Annotated in this window: 17 protein-coding genes; 12 read left to right on the forward strand and 5 right to left on the reverse strand. The window is 64.7% G+C overall.

The window, feature by feature from the left end:
• Positions 1-94 precede the first annotated feature (94 nt).
• The 5 genes from CKW22_RS06325 to CKW22_RS06345 all read left to right on the forward strand — a co-directional run bounded on the left by CKW22_RS06325 (position 95) and on the right by CKW22_RS06345 (position 4935).
• The gene (locus tag CKW22_RS06325; RefSeq protein ID WP_095063906.1) at positions 95-1450 is read left to right on the forward strand and encodes a pitrilysin family protein; all 1356 of its coding nucleotides are present in this window, start codon (positions 95-97) and stop codon (positions 1448-1450) included.
• Positions 1443-2933: a pitrilysin family protein gene (locus CKW22_RS06330; RefSeq protein ID WP_095063907.1), complete on the forward strand. Its 1491-nt coding sequence runs from the start codon at positions 1443-1445 to the stop codon at positions 2931-2933. The genes CKW22_RS06325 and CKW22_RS06330 overlap by 8 nt, the downstream gene beginning before the upstream one ends.
• Positions 2933-3535 carry a 16S rRNA (guanine(966)-N(2))-methyltransferase RsmD gene (gene rsmD / locus CKW22_RS06335; RefSeq protein ID WP_095063908.1) on the forward strand — a complete coding sequence of 201 codons (603 nt, stop codon included), beginning with the start codon at positions 2933-2935 and terminating at the stop codon, positions 3533-3535. The genes CKW22_RS06330 and rsmD overlap by 1 nt, the downstream gene beginning before the upstream one ends.
• 107 nt (positions 3536-3642) lie before the next feature.
• The gene (locus tag CKW22_RS06340; RefSeq protein ID WP_033702037.1) at positions 3643-3882 is read left to right on the forward strand and encodes a hypothetical protein; all 240 of its coding nucleotides are present in this window, start codon (positions 3643-3645) and stop codon (positions 3880-3882) included.
• A 60-nt stretch (positions 3883-3942) separates the two neighbouring features.
• A complete protein-coding gene (locus CKW22_RS06345; protein ID WP_033702038.1) occupies positions 3943-4935 on the forward strand; it encodes a hydrolase in 993 nt (330 codons plus the stop codon).
• Between the two features lie 12 nt (positions 4936-4947).
• Here the strand turns inward: CKW22_RS06345 and CKW22_RS06350 are convergent, their stop codons facing one another.
• Entirely contained in the window at positions 4948-5802 is an 855-nt protein-coding gene (locus CKW22_RS06350) for a sulfurtransferase (RefSeq protein WP_095063909.1), read from the reverse strand.
• Between the two features lie 35 nt (positions 5803-5837).
• Positions 5838-6503 (reverse strand): TetR/AcrR family transcriptional regulator, encoded by a 666-nt coding sequence (locus tag CKW22_RS06355; RefSeq protein ID WP_033702040.1) that lies wholly within the window; start codon positions 6501-6503, stop codon positions 5838-5840.
• A gap of 151 nt (positions 6504-6654) precedes the next feature.
• Between CKW22_RS06355 and CKW22_RS06360 the strand changes: the two genes are divergently transcribed.
• The 5 genes from CKW22_RS06360 (at position 6655) to CKW22_RS06380 (ending at position 11152) form a co-directional block, all read left to right on the forward strand.
• Entirely contained in the window at positions 6655-8085 is a 1431-nt protein-coding gene (locus tag CKW22_RS06360) for a coniferyl aldehyde dehydrogenase (RefSeq protein WP_095063910.1), read from the forward strand.
• Positions 8086-8095: 10 nt separating this feature from the next.
• A complete protein-coding gene (locus CKW22_RS06365) occupies positions 8096-8581 on the forward strand; it encodes a hypothetical protein (RefSeq protein ID WP_047582168.1) in 486 nt (161 codons plus the stop codon).
• A gap of 20 nt (positions 8582-8601) precedes the next feature.
• Entirely contained in the window at positions 8602-10200 is a 1599-nt protein-coding gene (locus CKW22_RS06370; RefSeq protein WP_095063911.1) for a GMC family oxidoreductase, read from the forward strand.
• Positions 10201-10311: 111 nt separating this feature from the next.
• A complete protein-coding gene (gene coaD, locus CKW22_RS06375) occupies positions 10312-10791 on the forward strand; it encodes a pantetheine-phosphate adenylyltransferase (RefSeq protein WP_016489662.1) in 480 nt (159 codons plus the stop codon).
• 109 nt (positions 10792-10900) lie between these two features.
• The gene (locus CKW22_RS06380; RefSeq protein WP_027592315.1) at positions 10901-11152 is read left to right on the forward strand and encodes a YfhL family 4Fe-4S dicluster ferredoxin; all 252 of its coding nucleotides are present in this window, start codon (positions 10901-10903) and stop codon (positions 11150-11152) included.
• 32 nt (positions 11153-11184) lie between these two features.
• Here the strand turns inward: CKW22_RS06380 and mutM are convergent, their stop codons facing one another.
• Entirely contained in the window at positions 11185-11997 is an 813-nt protein-coding gene (mutM, locus tag CKW22_RS06385) for a bifunctional DNA-formamidopyrimidine glycosylase/DNA-(apurinic or apyrimidinic site) lyase (RefSeq protein ID WP_033702045.1), read from the reverse strand.
• Between the two features lie 3 nt (positions 11998-12000).
• Complete coding sequence (locus CKW22_RS06390; protein ID WP_177326480.1) at positions 12001-12819, reverse strand: HDOD domain-containing protein; 819 nt, start codon at positions 12817-12819, stop codon at positions 12001-12003.
• A 191-nt stretch (positions 12820-13010) separates the two neighbouring features.
• On the opposite strand from CKW22_RS06390, the gene CKW22_RS06395 reads away from it, so the two are divergent.
• Positions 13011-14207 (forward strand): class I SAM-dependent rRNA methyltransferase, encoded by a 1197-nt coding sequence (locus CKW22_RS06395; RefSeq protein WP_033702048.1) that lies wholly within the window; start codon positions 13011-13013, stop codon positions 14205-14207.
• Positions 14208-14246: 39 nt separating this feature from the next.
• Here CKW22_RS06395 and mgtE read toward each other — a convergent pair whose 3' ends face one another.
• Positions 14247-15302: a magnesium transporter gene (mgtE, locus tag CKW22_RS06400; RefSeq protein ID WP_095063912.1), complete on the reverse strand. Its 1056-nt coding sequence runs from the start codon at positions 15300-15302 to the stop codon at positions 14247-14249.
• Positions 15303-15780: 478 nt separating this feature from the next.
• Between mgtE and ilvD the strand changes: the two genes are divergently transcribed.
• A complete protein-coding gene (ilvD, locus tag CKW22_RS06405) occupies positions 15781-17622 on the forward strand; it encodes a dihydroxy-acid dehydratase (protein WP_033702050.1) in 1842 nt (613 codons plus the stop codon).
• Positions 17623-17663 lie beyond the last annotated feature (41 nt).

The raw sequence follows: 17663 nt of genomic DNA on the forward strand, positions 1-17663 counted from the left end.
CAGGCATGGTCGCCAGGCAACCGGATCAGTATCCTAGCACCTCCTGGCCCGCCGACGCTAAACCCTGCGGGCCGCCGAACAGGTTAAACACCGTATGAATGCTCTAGCCCGCCGCGCCGCTGGCCTGTTGCTCGGCACGCTCTGCCTGCCGCTCGCGGCCTTCGCCGCCGATGTGCAACCGACTCACGAATTCATCCTCGACAATGGCCTCAAGGTGATCGTGCGCGAAGACCACCGCGCACCGGTCGTGGTTTCGCAGATCTGGTACAAGGTTGGCTCCAGCTACGAGACCCCGGGCCAGACCGGCCTGTCCCACGCCCTGGAACACATGATGTTCAAGGGTAGCGCCAAAGTCGGCCCCGGCGAGGGCTCGCGCATCCTGCGGGACCTGGGCGCCGAAGAAAACGCCTTCACCAGCGACGATTACACGGCCTACTACCAGGTGCTGGCCCGCGACCGCCTGCCAGTGGCCCTGGAACTCGAAGCCGACCGCCTGGCCAGCCTGCGCCTGCCCGCCGACGAGTTCAGCCGCGAAATCGAAGTGATCAAGGAAGAGCGCCGCCTGCGCACCGATGATCAGCCCAACTCGAAAGCATTCGAGCTGTTCCGCGCCATGGCCTACCCGGCCAGTGGCTATCACACCCCGACCATCGGCTGGATGGCCGACCTCGAACGCATGAAGGTCGAGGAGCTGCGGCACTGGTACGAATCCTGGTACGCGCCCAACAACGCCACCCTGGTGGTGGTCGGCGATGTCACCGTCGACGAGGTCAAGGGCCTGGCGCAAAAGTACTTCGCCGGCATTCCCAAACGCGCGGTCCCGCCAGCCAAGCTGCCGCTGGAGCTGGCCGAGCCAGGCCAGCGCCAACTGACCCTGCATGTGCGCACGCAGTTGCCAAGCCTGATCTACGGCTTCAACGTACCCGGCCTGGCGACCACCCAGGAGCCGAGCACGGTGCACGCCCTGCGCCTGATCTCGGCCTTGCTCGACGGCGGCTACAGTGCCCGCATGCCGGCCCGCCTGGAGCGCGGTCAGGAGCTGGTGGCCGGGGCGTCGTCCAGCTACAACGCCTTCACCCGTGGTGACAGCCTGTTCCTGATCTCGGCCACGCCGAACGTGCAGAAGCAGAAAACCCTGGCAGACGTGGAAAAGGGCATCTGGCAACTGCTCGAAGAGCTCAAGACCACGCCCCCTAGCGCCGAAGAGCTCGAACGCGTGCGCGCCCAGGTGATCGCCGGCCTGGTCTACGATCGCGACTCCATCAGCAGCCAAGCCACCACCATCGGCCAGCTGGAGACCGTGGGCCTGTCCTGGAAGCTGATCGACAGCGAACTGGACGAGCTCAAGCGCGTGACCCCGCAAGACATCCAGAACGCTGCGCACACCTACTTCACCCGCGAACGCCTGAGCGTTGCCCATGTACTGCCCGAGGAGTCCGCTCATGAGTGATCGTCGCGCACCACGCCTCACCCTGCTGGCTACGGGCATCCGCGCCCTTACGCTGGCGGCAGTGCTGGCGGCCCCGGCCCTGGCCGACAACGCGCCGAAGGCCGACAGCACTGCGGCCCGCCCGGCCAATACCCTGCAGTCACTGGCCGAGCTGGATGGCAAGGCGCCCAGCCGGCGCCAGCTGAACATCCAGAACTGGACCACCGCCGAAGGCGCCCGAGTGCTGTTCGTCGAAGCCCGCGAACTGCCGATGTTCGACCTGCGCGTCACATTCGCCGCCGGTAGCAGCCAGGACGGCGCCACGCCAGGCCTGGCCGCCTTGACCAACGCCATGCTCAACGAGGGCGTGGCAGGCAAGGACGTGACCGCCATTGCCGAAGGCTTCGAAGGCCTCGGCGCAGACTTCGGCAACGGCTCGTACCGCGACATGGCCGTGGCCTCGCTGCGCAGCCTGAGCACCCAGGACAAGCGCGAACCGGCGCTCAAACTGTTCGCCGAGGTCGCCGGCAAGCCCACGTTCCCGGAGGACGCCCTCAAGCGCATCAAGAACCAGATGCTGGCCGGCTTCGAATACGAGAAGCAGAACCCCGGCAAGATCGCTGGCAAGGCGCTGTTCGGCAAGCTCTACGGCGACCATCCCTACGCTCACCCGAGCGACGGCACCGCCGAAAGCATCAACGGTATCACCCTGGCACAGCTGCGCGCCTTCCATGCCAAGGCCTACACCGCCGGCAATGCGGTCATCGCCCTGGTCGGCGACCTCAGCCGCGCCGAAGCCGAAGCCATTGCCGCCCAGGTTTCCGCCGGCCTGCCCAAGGGCCCGGCGCTGGCGGCACCGGCCCAGCCCGCTGAGCCCAAGGCGGGCCTGACCCACATTGACTTCCCGTCCAAACAGACCCACCTGATGCTGGCTGAACTGGGTATCGACCGTCAGGACCCAGACTGGCCAGCCCTGTCGCTGGGCAACCAGATCCTTGGCGGTGGCGCGTTCGGCACCCGCCTGATGAGTGAAGTACGTGAAAAGCGCGGCCTCACCTACGGCGTCTACTCGGTGTTCAGCCCGATGCAGGTACGCGGCCCGTTCATGATCAACCTGCAAACCCGCGCCGAACTCAGCGAAGGCACACTCAAGCTGGTCCAGGACATTCTTGCCGACTACCTGAAAAGCGGCCCGACCCAGCAAGAGCTGGACGACGCCAAGCGCGAGCTGGCCGGCAGCTTCCCGCTGTCCAATGCCAGCAACGCCAGTATCGTCGGCCAACTGGGGGCCATCGGCTTCTACAACCTGCCGCTGACCTGGCTCGAGGACTTCATGCAGCAGTCCCAGGCCCTTACCGTCGAACAGGTCAAGGCCGCCATGAACAAACACCTGTCAGCCGATAAACTGGTGATCGTCACCGCTGGCCCCAAGGTGCCGCAAAAACCGCTGCCAGCCCCCACTGACAAGCCCGCCGAGCAACCGCCCGGCGTACCGGAGCACTAATGCCAAGATCCACCCCTCCCGCCCGCCCTCAAACGGGCCAAAGCAAGGGCCAGGGCCACCTGCGCATCATCGCCGGCGAGTGGCGCAGCCGCCGCCTGGTGGTGCCTGAAGGCGACGGCCTGCGGCCAACGCCTGACCGTGTGCGCGAAACCGTGTTCAACTGGCTTGCGCCTTACATCGAAGGCGCCCGGGTGCTGGATGCCTTTACCGGCAGCGGTGCTCTGGTGCTCGAAGCCTTGTCTCGCGGCGCCGAAGATGCCGTGGCCCTGGACAGCAACCCAGCCGCCATCAGCAACCTCAAGGACAACCTCGAGCTGCTGCGCTGCCCACGCGGGCAGATCCTGCAGACCGACGCGCTGCGCTACCTGCAAAACCCGGCCAAGCAGCAGTTCGACGTCGTGTTCCTCGACCCGCCTTTCCATCAGGACCTGCTGGCCAACACCTGCAACCTGCTGGAGCAGAACCAGTGGCTGCGTGAACAGGCGTGGATCTACACCGAAAGCGAGACCGCGCCCTCGGCCTTGCAAATGCCCGGTAACTGGCGCCTGCACCGCGAGAAAAAGACCGGCCAGGTGCATTACGCGCTTTGGCAGCGCGGCTGACCGCCCGACTGCACGCCGGTTTACCGTGTTGGCGTAATTAGTTACAGCACAGTAACCGGCGCCATGGCTGAAGCTGCTCCTTCGTTTCTTGCAGGAGCACTTGCGCCATGTCCGAACACCCGTTGCGCGGTGTTGCCAGGAACAACAGCCTGGCCGCGCTACTCACCAACACCACCTATCAGCGGCAAGCGGATGACCACCTGAATACCTACATCGAGCGCTTGACCCAGCTGACCCCGGAGGTGGTCCGCGAAGTCATGCAACGCAGGTTCGACCAGACGCGCCAGGTGCTTGTCAGCGTCGGCCCGCTGGTGAACCAACAACCGCTGCCGGCTCTCGACCAATAGCGCAGGTACAGGGGCAGCGTTTCATGGCACTCTAGGCAGGCACATCACGAGTCGCCCAGCATGCCCAGCCTCACTGCCCATTTTCGCCCGGCCGTCGGCCTGTCCAATCCGCACCTGCAAACCTTGTGGGGCCCGCTCTGGCGCAAGCTGCCAGCGCTGGAGCGCGACCGCGAACGGCTGTGGCTGGCCGATGGCGATTTCATCGACCTCGACTGGCATGGCCCGCACCAGGCGGATGCGCCGCTGGTGCTGGTGCTGCACGGGCTGACCGGGTCTTCCCACTCGCCTTACGTCAAAGGCTTGCAGCAAGCCCTGCAGGGCCGCGGCTGGGCAAGCGTGGCGGTGAACTGGCGCGGTTGTTCGGGCGAGCCGAACCTGCTGCCGCGCAGCTACCACTCCGGCGCCAGCGAGGACCTGGCAGAAATCGTCGCGCACCTGCGCGCCCAGCGCCCATTGGCGCCACTTTATGCTGTGGGTTATTCGTTGGGTGGCAATGTGCTGCTCAAATACCTGGGCGAAAGCGGCTCGGCCAGCCAGCTGGAGGCTGCGGTCGCGGTGTCGGTGCCGTTTCGCCTGGACCAGTGTGCCGACCGTATCGGCCAGGGTTTTTCGAAGGTCTACCAGGCCCATTTCATGCGCGAGATGCTGGCCTATGTACAGCTCAAGCAGCGCCACTTCCATGAGAAGGGCGAACACGAGCGGCTAGCAGCCCTGCAACGGCTCGGGCCCCTGACCAAACTGCGCACCTTCTGGGACTTCGACGGCAGGGTCACTGCGCCGCTCAATGGTTTCAACGATGCGCACGACTACTACCGCCGCTCATCGAGCCGCTTCTTCTTGGGCGAGAACCGCACGCCGACCCTGATCATCCACGCCAGCGACGATCCATTCGTGTCCAGCCACAGCTTGCCCTTGGCCAGCGAACTGGCAGCGCAGACGCAGTTTGAACTGCACAATCGCGGTGGCCATGTGGGTTTTGTCGATGGCAGCCTGCGCAACCCGGGGTATTACCTGGAACGGCGGATTCCGCAGTGGCTGGTAGAAGGCGCGTAGCAGCAGCCCGGGTCAATCCCCGGTCGCCACCCCACGCGCCGGATCATTGATCCACTCGCTCCACGACCCTGCATACAGCCGCCCCAGCGGATAGCCCGCCAGTGCCAGGGCAAACAGATTGTGGCAAGCCGTCACCCCCGACCCGCAGTAGGCCACCAACTGCTCTGGCGAGCGCCCCGCCAACTTTTCGGCAAACCGTTGCTTGAGTGCGTCGGCCGGTAGAAAACGCCCGTCGGCCCCCAGGTTGTCGGTAAACGCCGCGCACTGCGCACCAGGAATGTGCCCAGCAACCGGGTCGATCGGCTCGACTTCACCGCGAAAGCGCGGCAAGCCTCTGGCGTCGATCAACGTCAGCCCCGCATCGCCCAGGTGCTTGGCCAAGTGCTCGGCATCGATCAGCAACGTGTTATCCGGCTCACCTGTGAACGTACCCTTGTACTTGGGGGGTGGGTCCAGGCTCAACGGCAGGTGCGCTGCATGCCATGCCTTGAGGCCGCCATCGAGGATCGACACGCCACTGCGCTTGCCCAGCCAGGCCAGCAACCACCAGGCGCGGGCGGCAAATGCACCGGGGCCGTCGTCGTAGAGCACCACCTGGCTGTCATCGTCCAGCCCCCACTCGCGCAGGCGCTCAACCAGCCGCCCCGCATCCGGTAATGGGTGGCGCCCCGTGCGTCCCTTGCTTACCGGGCCACTGAGGTCGCGCTCAAGGTCGGCGAAGTGGGCCCCGGCAATATGCCCCTCGGCATAGCTGCGTTGGCCATAGTCCACATCCTCGAGGGCAAAGCGGCAGTCGAGAATCACCAGATCGGGCGAGCCCAGACGCTCGGCCAACTGTTGCGGGGTGATCAATTGCGCAAGGGGCATGACTATCTCCTGATCGATGGCACTCGTGCCCTGGTTTACAGTTCCAGGGCCTGGTTGAACGGTACATGGAATTCCTGGCACAGCGCGTCCACGGCATTGCGGGCGTCAACGGTGACGAAGCCGAGCTCCAGCACCAGTACCTGATAGACGCCGCGCTTGAAGGCTTCTTCACCCAGGTGCGCGGAGTGCTCACGCGTGGTGCTGAGAAAACGCACCCATGACGTCAGCACGATCCAGGCGTTGATGGTCAGCGACTCGATCTGCGCCGGCGCCATGGCCAGGATCCCGGCGTCGACAAAGCCCCGGTAAATCGCCTGGCCCTGGCGCAGGCAGCGCTCGGAAAACCGCCGATAGCGCGCGGCCAGCTCGGGGTCGCTGTCCAGCAGGTGTTCCAGGTCGCGGTGCAGGAAGCGGTAGTTCCACATCGCCGCGAGCAGGGCCTTGAGGTAGAAACGCTTGTCTTCCACCGTTGCGGCTCGCCCTTGAGGCGGGCGCAGAAAACTGTCCACCAGCGCTTCGTACTGGCTGAACAACAGGGCGATGATCGCCTGCTTGTTGGGGAAGTGGTAATAGAGGTTGCCGGGCGAGATTTCCATGTGCGCGGCAATATGGTTGGTGCTGACGCTACGTTCGCCCTGCTGGTTGAACAGCTCCAGGCTGTTCTGCACGATGCGCTCTCGGGTCTTCATGCGCGGGGCCATGCTCAGCTCCCAGTCTGCGGGCCTTGGTCAAAGGGTCATCTTACGGCTTATACGCTGTGGAATGCACCGCTCGAACCCCAGGAAAAATTCGCACCATGGTACCGATTAGAGTATAGGCTCTAGGAACTCCCTCGCCCGGACTCGCGCCGATATGACCTCGCCCGTTGCCTCGCCTCCTGTGCATTCCGACCTCGACCTGACGGCGAGGTTCGCCGCTCAACGCCAGGCTTTTGCCGGCAACCCCACGCCACCGGCGGCGCAGCGCCGCCAGTGGCTGAAGAGCCTGCGCGAGGCACTGCTGGTGGGCCAGGCGCAACTGATCGAAGCCATCGACCAGGACTTTGACGGGCGTAGTGCCGACGAGACCTTGCTGGCTGAACTGCTGCCCTCGATCCAGGGCCTGCGACACGCCGAAAGGCATTTGCAACGCTGGATGCGCCCCAGCCGGCGCCGCGTAGGCCTGGCCTTCCAGCCCGCCAGCGCGCAGGTGCACTACCAACCCTTGGGGGTCGTCGGCATCATCGTGCCGTGGAACTACCCGTTGTTTCTCGCCATCGGCCCGCTGACCTGCGCCCTGGCAGCGGGCAACCGGGTCATGCTCAAGCTCAGCGAAGCAACGCCGGCCAGTGCCCAGGCACTCAAGCAGTTGCTGGCGCGCGTGTACCCCGAAGACCTGGTCAGTGTGGTGCTGGGTGAGGTCGAGGTTGGCCAGGCCTTTGCTCGCCTGCCGTTCGACCACCTGCTGTTCACCGGCGCTACCAGCGTGGGCCGCCAGGTCATGCTGGCTGCGGCCCACAACCTGACCCCGGTGACCCTGGAACTGGGCGGCAAATCGCCGGCCATCGTCTCGGCCAGCGTGCCGCTGGACAGCGCGGCCGAGCGCATTGCCTTCGGCAAGACCCTGAACGCCGGCCAGACCTGCGTAGCCCCCGATTACGTGCTGGTGCCGCGCGAACGGCTGCAGGCCTTCAGTGACGCCTACCAGCTCGCCGTTCGCCGCCTGTACCCACATATCGCCGACAACCCCGACTACACCGCCATCATCAACCCGCGGCAGCTGCAGCGCCTGCAGCACCTGCTGGACGACGCCCGCGACCAAGGCGCCGAGGTGCTCGACCTGTACCCTGGCGAACCCCGCCAGGGGCGACGCCTGCCCCCTCACCTGCTGCTAGGGGTGAACGATGGCATGCAGGTGATGCAGGACGAAATTTTCGGCCCGCTGTTGCCGCTGGTGCCCTATGACACCCTCGACCAAGCCTTGGCCTACATCAATCAGCGCCCACGCCCCCTGGCCCTCTACTACTTCGGCTACGAGCGCAGCGAGCAGGAGCATGTACTGCGCCACACCCACTCCGGTGGCGTGTGCCTGAACGACACCCTGCTGCATGTCGCCCAGGACGACCTGCCCTTTGGCGGCATAGGGCCTTCCGGGATGGGGCACTACCACGGCCACGACGGCTTCCTGACCTTCAGCAAAGCCAAGGCGGTGCTGGCCAAGCAACGCCTGAACGCTGCCCGCCTGATCTACCCGCCTTACGGCAAGGCCTTGCAGCGCCTGGTCTACAAGCTGTTCATCCGCTGAGCCCTGGCCCATGCAGCGCCGCGACCTGCTCCGTTTCAGCCTGGGAGCCAGTGCCTTCCTCGCCACCACCAGCCTGGTCGGCTGCACGGCGCAGTCGCCCGCAACCGGCTATCGGGCACTGCGCGACGACGACCTGCCCCTGCTGAGCGCGCTGATCCCGGTGGTGCTTGCCGGCACCCAGGCCGTCGATGGGCTGGTGCTGCACAGCCTTGATCACAAACTGGCGGCGCTGTCGCCAGAGATGCTCAAGCTCACCCGGCAATTGTTCGACGTGCTCAGCCTGCCGCTGACCCGTGGCCCCCTGACCGGTATCTGGGGCGCCTGGCAGCAAGCCAGCGCCGAGCAGATCAACGCGTTTCTGCAACGCTGGCAGGGCAGCTCGCTGAACCTGCTGCGCATGGGCCATGCGTCGCTGCTGCAACTGCTGCTGATGGCCTGGTACGAACGCCCGGAAGCCTGGGCGGCCTGCGGCTACCCAGGGCCACCGAAGATCTGACCACAACAAGAGCACCGCCAATGCCTGTAATCGACCCGTTTCGCCAAGGCCTCGAACGCGGCTGGATCACCCACGACGGCTCGCGCCTGGCGAATGATCTGACCCTGCAAGCGGACATCGCCGTGATCGGCAGCGGCGCGGGCGGCGCCACCAGTGCGCAGTTGCTCAGCGCCGCCGGGTTCAAGGTATTGCTGATCGAAGAAGGCCCACTGAAGACCAGCAGCGACTTCCACCTGCTGGAGAGCGAAGCTTACGCGAGCCTATATCAGGAGGGCTTGGGGCGGATGAGCAAGGATGGCGCCATCACCATTCTGCAGGGCCGCGCCGTGGGCGGCACCACGCTGGTCAACTGGACTTCGAGCTTTCGCACACCGCCACAGACCCTGGCCCATTGGGCCCAGGAGCACCAGGTCAGCGGTTTGAGCAACGAAGCATTAGCCCCCTGGTTCGAACGTATCGAACAGCAGCTGGGCATCAGCCCCTGGGCCTTGCCGCCAAATGCCAACAACGAAGTGCTGCGCCGTGGCTGCGAACAGCTCGGCTATCGTTGGGCGGTGATACCGCGCAATGTGCGCGGTTGCTGGAATCTTGGCTATTGCGGCATGGGCTGCCCGGTCAATGCCAAGCAGTCGATGCTGGTGACCAGCATACCGGCCACCCTCGACCACGGTGGCGAGCTGCTGTACCTGGCCCGGGCAGAGCGCTTCGAGCACGACGGCGAACGCATCGCCGGGTTGCAGTGCAGCGCCCTGGACGCCAACGGGATAAACACCACCGGCAAGCAGATCAGCGTGCGCGCCCGGCACTACATTTTGGCGGGAGGCGGTATCAACAGCCCGGCGCTGTTGCTGCGCTCCAACGCTCCCGACCCGCACGCGCGCCTGGGCAAACGCACTTTCCTGCACCTGGTCAACTTCAGCGCGGCACGTTTCAACGCACGCATCGACCCCTATTACGGCGCCCCGCAATCGATCTACAGCGACCATTTTCAATGGGTGGGCGGCAGCGACGGCCCGATCGGCTACAAACTCGAAGTGCCGCCTCTGCACCCTGCCCTGGCCAGCACCCTGCTGGGCGGGCATGGCAACGACAATGCCCAGCGCATGGCCGAGCTGCCGCACACCCACGTGATGCTGGCGTTGCTGCGCGATGGCTTCCACCCCCAAAGCCAGGGAGGCGCCGTCGAGCTGCGCGGCGATGGCTCACCGGTGCTGGATTACCCGGTCAACGATTACCTGCGCGACGGTTTGCGTCGCGCCTACCGCAGCATGGCGCACATCCAGTTTGCCGCCGGTGCCACGCGGGTACTGCCGGTGCACGGCGATGCCTGCTACGCCAGCAGCCTGAGTGAAGCCCTGACGATGATCGACGAGCTGTCACTGGCGCCGTACCGCACACGCCTGGGCAGCGCCCATGTGATGGGCGGCTGCGCCCTCGGTGAAGACCCGCGCCAGGCGGTGTGCAACAGCTTGGGCCAGCACCACCAACTGGAAAACCTCTCGATTCACGACGGCTCGCTTTTCCCCACCAGCATCGGCGCCAACCCGCAATTATCGGTTTACGCCCTCAGCGCAAAGCTCACCGATGCCCTGATCACCCGCCTGGCACACAACGCATGACAACAAATGCACCCACTGTCTATAGTGCCATCAGCCGGCCGCACGACTTGGCCGGGCGCAATCGCTGCGCTACCATCCGACTCCCCAACGCACTCCAGCCAGGATGACGCGATGAACCGAGTGTTGTACCCGGGTACTTTCGACCCCATTACCAAGGGCCATGGCGATCTGGTCGAGCGCGCCTCGCGGCTGTTCGACCATGTGATTATCGCGGTGGCGGCCAGCCCCAAGAAAAACCCCCTGTTCCCGCTGGAACAACGGGTGGCGCTGGCCCGTGAGGTCACCAAGCACCTGCCCAATGTCGAAGTCATCGGCTTCTCTTCCCTGTTGGCGCATTTCGCCAAGGAACAGGGCGCCAACGTCTTCCTGCGTGGCCTGCGTGCGGTGTCCGACTTCGAGTACGAGTTCCAGCTGGCGAACATGAACCGGCAACTGGCCCCCGATGTCGAGAGCCTGTTCCTGACGCCTTCGGAGCGCTATTCGTTTATTTCCTCGACGTTGGTCAGGGAAATCGCGGCATTGGGCGGCGATATCAGCAAGTTCGTCCACCCCGTAGTGGCAGAGGCGCTGACCGAACGCTTCAAGAAGTAACGCCTGATCGCCTGAATATCGCGCCCGCGTGCACTGCGGGCGCGAATGCGGCACAATTGTGCCCATTGCGTTGAACATGCCCGGGCGGTGAGCCCCGGCCGGAGTCCCCATGTCCCTGATCATCACCGACGATTGCATCAACTGCGACGTCTGCGAACCCGAGTGCCCGAACGAGGCCATCTCCCAAGGCGAAGAGATCTACGTGATCGACCCTAACCTGTGCACTCAGTGCGTGGGCCACTACGACGAGCCGCAGTGCCAGCAGGTCTGCCCGGTCGACTGCATCCCGCTGGATGAAGCGCACCCGGAGACCGAAGAGCAACTGATGGCCAAGTATCGTCTGATCACTGGCAAGGCCTGAGCCCTGCGAATGGGCCGCCAAGCGGCCCCGATTCAGCGCTGGCAGCGCGGGCAGAACACACTGGCCCGTTGCCCAAGCTTCACCTCGCGCAAGGTCGTGCCACACAGCTTGCACGGCATGCCACCCCGCCCGTAGACGTACAGCTCCTGCTGGAAGTACCCCGGCTGCCCATCCCCGCCAATGAAGTCGCGCAAGGTCGTGCCGCCTTGCTCGATGGCCGCCGCCAGCACCCGCTTGATCTCGATGGCCAGCTTCAAATACCGCGCCCGCGATATACCGCCTGCCTCCCGGCGTGGGTCGATGCCTGCGGCAAACAACGCTTCGGTGGCGTAGATGTTGCCCACACCGACCACGATCGCGTTGTCCATGATGAACGGCTTGACCGCCATCGAGCGCCCGCGCGACAGCTGGAACAGGCGTTCACCGTCGAACAGGTCGGTCAGCGGCTCTGGCCCCAGACGCAGCAGCAGCTCGTGGTTGAGCGGGTCGAGGCTCCAGAGCATGGCGCCGAAACGGCGCGGGTCGGTGTAGCGCAGCATCAGCCCCGACTCCAGCTCGATGTCGACATGCTCGTGCTTGGCCGCCGGCAAGCCCAGCTCGACCAGGCGCAAATTACCCGACATGCCCAAATGGCTGATCAAGGTGCCGACCTCGGCATTGATCAACAGGTACTTGGCGCGCCGCTCGACGCTGACGATACGCTGCCCCGACAGGCGCACATCCAGGTCTTCGGGGATCGGCCAGCGCAGGCGCCGGTCACGCACCACCACGCGGCTGACCCGCTGGCCTTCCAGGTGGGGCGCGATGCCGCGCCGGGTGGTTTCTACTTCGGGTAGTTCCGGCATGTGTCAGTGCCCGCCCAGCTCTCGGATATTCTGCTTGAGGTTTTCGAAGTCGTAGTCCGACAAGCCAATGTAGTCGAGCACCAGCGGCCCCACCACCTCCCACTCGTGGTCAACGCTCTGGCTGCCCAGCACGCGGTAGGACGCGCAGATGTGCTCGGCCATCTTCAGCACCGCCAGCAGGTTTTTCAGCTGGCTCTGGGTATTGCGCGAAGACTCGTCGCGGAACACCGCCAAGGCATTGTGGTGGTTGGCGATGGCCGCAGTGAGGTGCTCGGGCAGACGCCAGGACTTGGCGGTGAAATACCCCACTACCGAGTGGTTGGTATTGAACGCACGGTTTTCCGTATCGACCACACGGGTTTCGCCGTCGGCCTTGGCGTAGGCCTCTTCCAGCACCTCCATGTAGTTGGGGAAGCGCTTGAGCATCAGCGGCACGCCGCAATCATGGAACAGCCCAAGGGTGTAGGCCTCGTCCGCCGACTGCATGCCGGTGCGCTTGGCCAGGGTCAGGCAGGTCATTGCCACATCCTGCGCGGTGTCCCAGAAGCGGTTCAGGGTGACGATGGTTTCGTCGCTCATTTCGCCTTTGATCGACTGGGCGTTGATCAAGTTGATGATCGAACGGCTGCCCAGCAGGTTCACCGCACGCTGGATCGAGCCAATTTTGTTGGAGAGGCCGAAATGCGGGGAGTTGACCAGCTTGAGCAAGGCGCCGGACAAGCCCGGGTCCTGGGAAATCAGCTTGGCGATGGTTTCCAGATCTGGGTCAGGCATGTACTGCTCGAACTGCAGGTCAACCATGATCTGCGGTTGCGGCGGGATGGTAATGCCTTGCAAGGCTTGCTGGATCTGTTCGGCGCTGAGTTCTTGGGACATGCGTACACACTCGTTGAGGACGGCGAATTCTAACACCGGATCGTCTGGCTTTACGGCTGGCCAGCACTTTGTCGCGCCCAGCACCGCAGCAAGGGCCAACACGGTATACTCCCGCTCTTTTTTCCCGGAGCGACGTCATGTCCCTGCCCAGCCTTCGCCTCAAAGCCAATGCCGACCGCCGCCTGCGCGCTGGCCACCTGTGGGTCTACAGCAATGAAGTCGACGTCGCCGCGACCCCGCTGCAAGGCTTGCAGGCCGGCCAGCAGGCGGTCCTCGAGGCCGCCAACGGCAAGCCGCTGGGCATCGTGGCGCTGAGCCCGAACAACCTGATCTGCGCGCGCCTGCTGTCGCGCGACGTCAAGCTGCCACTGGACAAGTCGCTGCTGGTGCACCGCCTCAACGTCGCCCTGTCGCTGCGTGAGCGCCTGTTCGACAAGCCGTGCTACCGCCTGGTCTACGGCGACTCCGACCTGCTCCCAGGCCTGGTGGTCGACCGTTTCTTCGACATCCTCGTGGTTCAGCTGGCCTCGGCCACCATGGAGCTGCACAAGGACGACGTGATCGCCGCCCTGATCCAGGTGCTCAAGCCAAGCGGCATTCTGTTCAAGAACGATTCCGCCGCGCGTGATGCCGAAGGCCTGCAGCGCTACGTCGAAACCGTTTACGGCGAAGTGCCGGACTGGGTTGCACTGGAAGAGAACGGCGTGCAATTCGAGGCCCCGGTACGTGAAGGGCAAAAGACCGGCTGGTTCTATGACCACCGCATGAACCGCGCGCGCCTGGCCCCCTACGTCAAAGGCAAACGCGTGCTCGACCTGTTCAGCTACATCGGTGGCTGGGGCGTGCAGGCCGGCGCATTTGGTGCCAGCGAAGTGTTCTGTGTGGATGCCTCGGGCTTCGCCCTGGACGGCGTCGAGCGCAACGCCGCACTCAACGGCATCAGCGAGAAACTGACCTGCATCGAAGGTGACGTGTTCGAGGCCCTGCGCGAGCTGAAGGCCGCCGAAGAGCGCTTCGACGTGATCATTGCCGACCCACCCGCGTTCATCAAGCGCAAGAAAGACCTGAAAAACGGCGAAGCGGCCTACCGCCGCCTCAACGAACAGGCCATGCGCATGCTCAACAAGGACGGCATCCTGGTCAGCGCCTCGTGCTCCATGCACCTGCCCGAAGATGACCTGAACAACATCCTGCTGACCAGCGCCCGTCACCTGGATCGCAATCTGCAACTGCTCGAGCGCGGCGGCCAAGGCCCGGACCACCCGGTGCACCCGGCCATTGCCGAAACCCGCTACATCAAGAGCATTACCTGCCGGTTGCTGCCAAACAGCTGATGCACTGCCCTGGGGCCGCCTTGCGGCCCCAAAGGCACATCAGATCCCCAGCACGTACGAAGCAATCCCGAAATACACCAGCACCCCCGCCGCATCGGCAATCGACGTCACCAACGGCCCGCTGGCAGTCGCCGGGTCGAGCTTGAGCTTGGTGAACATGAACGGCAGGCTCATACCGATCAGGCTACCCAGCAACACGATCACCAGCATGCTGCTGGCAACGATGATGGCCACGTCCACCCCACCGCGCAACGCACCCAGCGATGCCACCGCCACCGCCATGGTGGCCCCCAGCGCCAACGCCACACCGCACTCGCGCCCCAGCATCCGCAGCCAGTCACGCATCACCACCTCGCCCGTCGCCAGGCCCCGCACCATCAAGGTCGCCGACTGCGCCCCGGCATTGCCACCGCTGTCCACCAACAGCGGCAGGAAGAACACCAGCACGATATGCGCGGCAATGGTCTCTTCGAACGCGGCGATGCCCGCCCCCGAAAACAGGTTGCCGAACACCAGCAGCACCAGCCACAACACCCGCTTGCGGTACAACAGGCTGACCGTGGCATCCCGCAGGTTGCCCACGTGGTTGGTGATGGATGCGCCCTTGTGGAAGTCCTCGGTGGCCTCATCGACCACCACGTCGAGCGCATCGTCGCACGTCACCAGCCCCACCAGACGCCCGCCCTCGTCCAGCACCGGCACGGCCAGCAGGTCGTGCTGGCGTATCAGGCGGGCCACCTCTTCCTGGCGGGTCGCGGTACACACGCAGATGACCTTGTGCACCATGATCTGCTCGATCGGCTGCTCGGGGGCGGCCAGGATCAACTCGCGCAAGGACAAGGTACCGCGCAGGTTGCGCTGCTCATCGAGGACATAGGACTGATAGATCGTTTCGGCATCGGCGGCCTCGCGGCGCAGCATGTCGATGGCCTGGCTGGCAGTGAGGCCGGCATCGAGGCACGAGTATTCGCTGGTCATCAGGTAACCGGCCGTGCCTTCGCGGTAGCCGTGCGGGTGCAGCAGGTCGTCGCGACGCGCCTGGGCGGCCTGGCGCAGGTCGAGGGGGGAAACGCAGAGATCGGAAGAGTGTTGCATGAGGTTCTCCAGGCGCCGACGCAGGCACCTGCAAACCTCAGCCACACGGGCTCAAGCCTTCGCAGGCCCTGGCGACGACGCGCTCAGTGCCAATTTACGAGTTCGGTATGAACTGAAACTGGGAAGGTCCATTGAGGGTGTATCTCGTGAAGCCGCACATGCGGCGGGCGGATCATAGTCAGCCTGAGCCGGCAGGTCAGCCCTTGAAGAGCCGTTTCGGAAGGGTCCTACAAACTACCGGCTATTCGGCCAAAGCCACCGCCCAGACACATCGCCATTCCCTCGCCGCGCCAGCGGTGTAGAATCGGGCTATTCATCGCCAGTCATCCCCGGCGGGTTTATGAGCTCTGGTCGAGCACGCGGCGATCCCGTGGTGTCTTCGGCCCCATCCGTGCCAGTGGCAACCGGCCTAAGGCGCATAGGACAAGAGAAGCTCACTCCCCTTTTTGTGACCTGATTAAGCCGCCAGGAGCGCTTCATGCCTGATTATCGTTCCAAGACTTCCACCCATGGCCGCAACATGGCCGGCGCTCGTGCCCTGTGGCGCGCCACCGGGATGAAGGACGAAGATTTCAAGAAACCGATCATTGCCATCGCCAACTCGTTCACCCAGTTCGTCCCGGGCCACGTGCACCTGAAGGACCTGGGCCAGCTGGTTGCCCGTGAGATCGAGCGCGCCGGTGGCGTGGCCAAGGAATTCAACACCATCGCGGTCGACGACGGCATCGCCATGGGCCACGACGGCATGCTGTACTCGCTGCCTAGCCGCGAGATCATCGCCGACGCCGTGGAATACATGGTCAACGCCCACTGCGCCGACGCCATCGTCTGCATCTCCAACTGCGACAAGATCACCCCCGGCATGCTGATGGCCGCCCTGCGCCTGAACATCCCGGTGATCTTCGTCTCCGGCGGCCCAATGGAAGCCGGCAAGACCAAGCTGGCCAGCCACGGCCTGGACCTGGTCGACGCGATGGTCATCGCCGCCGACTCCTCGGCCTCCGACGAGAAGGTCGCCGAATACGAGCGCAGCGCCTGTCCGACGTGCGGTTCGTGTTCCGGCATGTTCACCGCCAACTCGATGAACTGCCTGACCGAGGCACTGGGCCTGGCCCTGCCGGGCAACGGTTCGACCCTGGCCACCCACTCCGACCGCGAGCAGCTGTTCCTCACGGCTGGCCGCACCATCGTCGAGCTGTGCAAGCGCTACTACGGTGAGAACGACGCGTCGGTGCTGCCGCGCAGCATCGCCAACTTCAAGGCGTTCGAAAACGCCATGATGCTCGACATCGCCATGGGCGGTTCGACCAACACCATCCTGCACCTGCTGGCCGCGGCCCAGGAAGGCGAGGTGGCGTTCGACCTGCGTGACATCGACCGCCTGTCGCGCGTGGTGCCGCAGCTGTGCAAGGTGGCGCCGAATATCCAGAAGTACCACATGGAAGACGTGCACCGCGCCGGCGGCATCTTCAGCATCCTCGGCTCGCTGGCCCGTGGCGGCCTGCTGCACACCGACCTGCCGACCGTGCACAGCCGCAGCATGGAAGAAGCCATCGCCAAGTGGGACATCACCCAGACCGACGACGAAGCGGTACACACCTTCTTCAAGGCCGGCCCGGCGGGCATCCCGACCCAGACCGCGTTCAGCCAGTCGACCCGCTGGGAAACCCTCGACGACGACCGTGAAAACGGCTGCATCCGCAGCTTCGAGCACGCCTACTCGCAAGAGGGCGGCCTGGCCGTGCTGTACGGCAACATCGCCCTCGACGGTTGCGTGGTAAAAACCGCCGGTGTCGACGAGTCGATCCACGTGTTCGAAGGCAGCGCGAAGATCTTCGAGAGCCAGGACAGCGCCGTGCGCGGCATCCTCGCCGACGAAGTGAAGGCTGGCGATATCGTGATCATTCGCTACGAAGGCCCGAAAGGCGGCCCGGGCATGCAGGAGATGCTCTACCCGACGTCGTACCTGAAGTCCAAAGGCCTGGGCAAGGCCTGCGCCCTGCTCACAGACGGTCGCTTCTCGGGCGGTACCTCAGGCCTGTCGATCGGCCACGCCTCGCCGGAAGCCGCCGCTGGCGGCGCCATTGGCCTGGTGCGCGACGGCGACAAGGTATTGATCGACATCCCCAACCGTTCGATCAACCTGCTGGTCAGCGACGAAGAGCTGGCTGAGCGCCGCGTCGAGCAGGACAAGAAAGGCTGGAAACCTGTTGAAGTGCGCCCGCGCAAGGTGACCACTGCCCTCAAGGCCTACGCCCTGCTGGCGACCAGTGCCGACAAGGGTGCGGTACGCAACAAGGCGATGCTCGACGGGCTGTAAGGCTTTTCAGCGTTCGAAAAACCGGCGCCCTGTGCGCCGGT

The sequence above is a fragment of the Pseudomonas sp. Irchel s3f19 genome, assembly GCF_900187555.1.
Lineage (GTDB): Bacteria > Pseudomonadota > Gammaproteobacteria > Pseudomonadales > Pseudomonadaceae > Aquipseudomonas > Aquipseudomonas capeferrum.

Bases quoted from the DNA above. Each gene is read 5' to 3' on its own strand.
- CKW22_RS06325 (WP_095063906.1), top strand. From the start codon at position 95: ATGAATGCTCTAGCCCGCCGCGCCGCTGGCCTGTTGCTCGGCACGCTC.
- rsmD (WP_095063908.1), top strand. From the start codon at position 2,933: ATGCCAAGATCCACCCCTCCCGCCCGCCCTCAAACGGGCCAAAGCAAG.
- CKW22_RS06330 (WP_095063907.1), top strand. From the start codon at position 1,443: ATGAGTGATCGTCGCGCACCACGCCTCACCCTGCTGGCTACGGGCATC.
- mutM (WP_033702045.1), bottom strand. From the start codon at position 11,997: ATGCCGGAACTACCCGAAGTAGAAACCACCCGGCGCGGCATCGCGCCC.
- CKW22_RS06355 (WP_033702040.1), bottom strand. From the start codon at position 6,503: ATGGCCCCGCGCATGAAGACCCGAGAGCGCATCGTGCAGAACAGCCTG.
- CKW22_RS06380 (WP_027592315.1), top strand. From the start codon at position 10,901: ATGTCCCTGATCATCACCGACGATTGCATCAACTGCGACGTCTGCGAA.
- mgtE (WP_095063912.1), bottom strand. From the start codon at position 15,302: ATGCAACACTCTTCCGATCTCTGCGTTTCCCCCCTCGACCTGCGCCAG.
- CKW22_RS06350 (WP_095063909.1), bottom strand. From the start codon at position 5,802: ATGCCCCTTGCGCAATTGATCACCCCGCAACAGTTGGCCGAGCGTCTG.
- coaD (WP_016489662.1), top strand. From the start codon at position 10,312: ATGAACCGAGTGTTGTACCCGGGTACTTTCGACCCCATTACCAAGGGC.
- CKW22_RS06370 (WP_095063911.1), top strand. From the start codon at position 8,602: ATGCCTGTAATCGACCCGTTTCGCCAAGGCCTCGAACGCGGCTGGATC.
- CKW22_RS06395 (WP_033702048.1), top strand. From the start codon at position 13,011: ATGTCCCTGCCCAGCCTTCGCCTCAAAGCCAATGCCGACCGCCGCCTG.
- CKW22_RS06340 (WP_033702037.1), top strand. From the start codon at position 3,643: ATGTCCGAACACCCGTTGCGCGGTGTTGCCAGGAACAACAGCCTGGCC.
- CKW22_RS06360 (WP_095063910.1), top strand. From the start codon at position 6,655: ATGACCTCGCCCGTTGCCTCGCCTCCTGTGCATTCCGACCTCGACCTG.
- ilvD (WP_033702050.1), top strand. From the start codon at position 15,781: ATGCCTGATTATCGTTCCAAGACTTCCACCCATGGCCGCAACATGGCC.
- CKW22_RS06365 (WP_047582168.1), top strand. From the start codon at position 8,096: ATGCAGCGCCGCGACCTGCTCCGTTTCAGCCTGGGAGCCAGTGCCTTC.
- CKW22_RS06345 (WP_033702038.1), top strand. From the start codon at position 3,943: ATGCCCAGCCTCACTGCCCATTTTCGCCCGGCCGTCGGCCTGTCCAAT.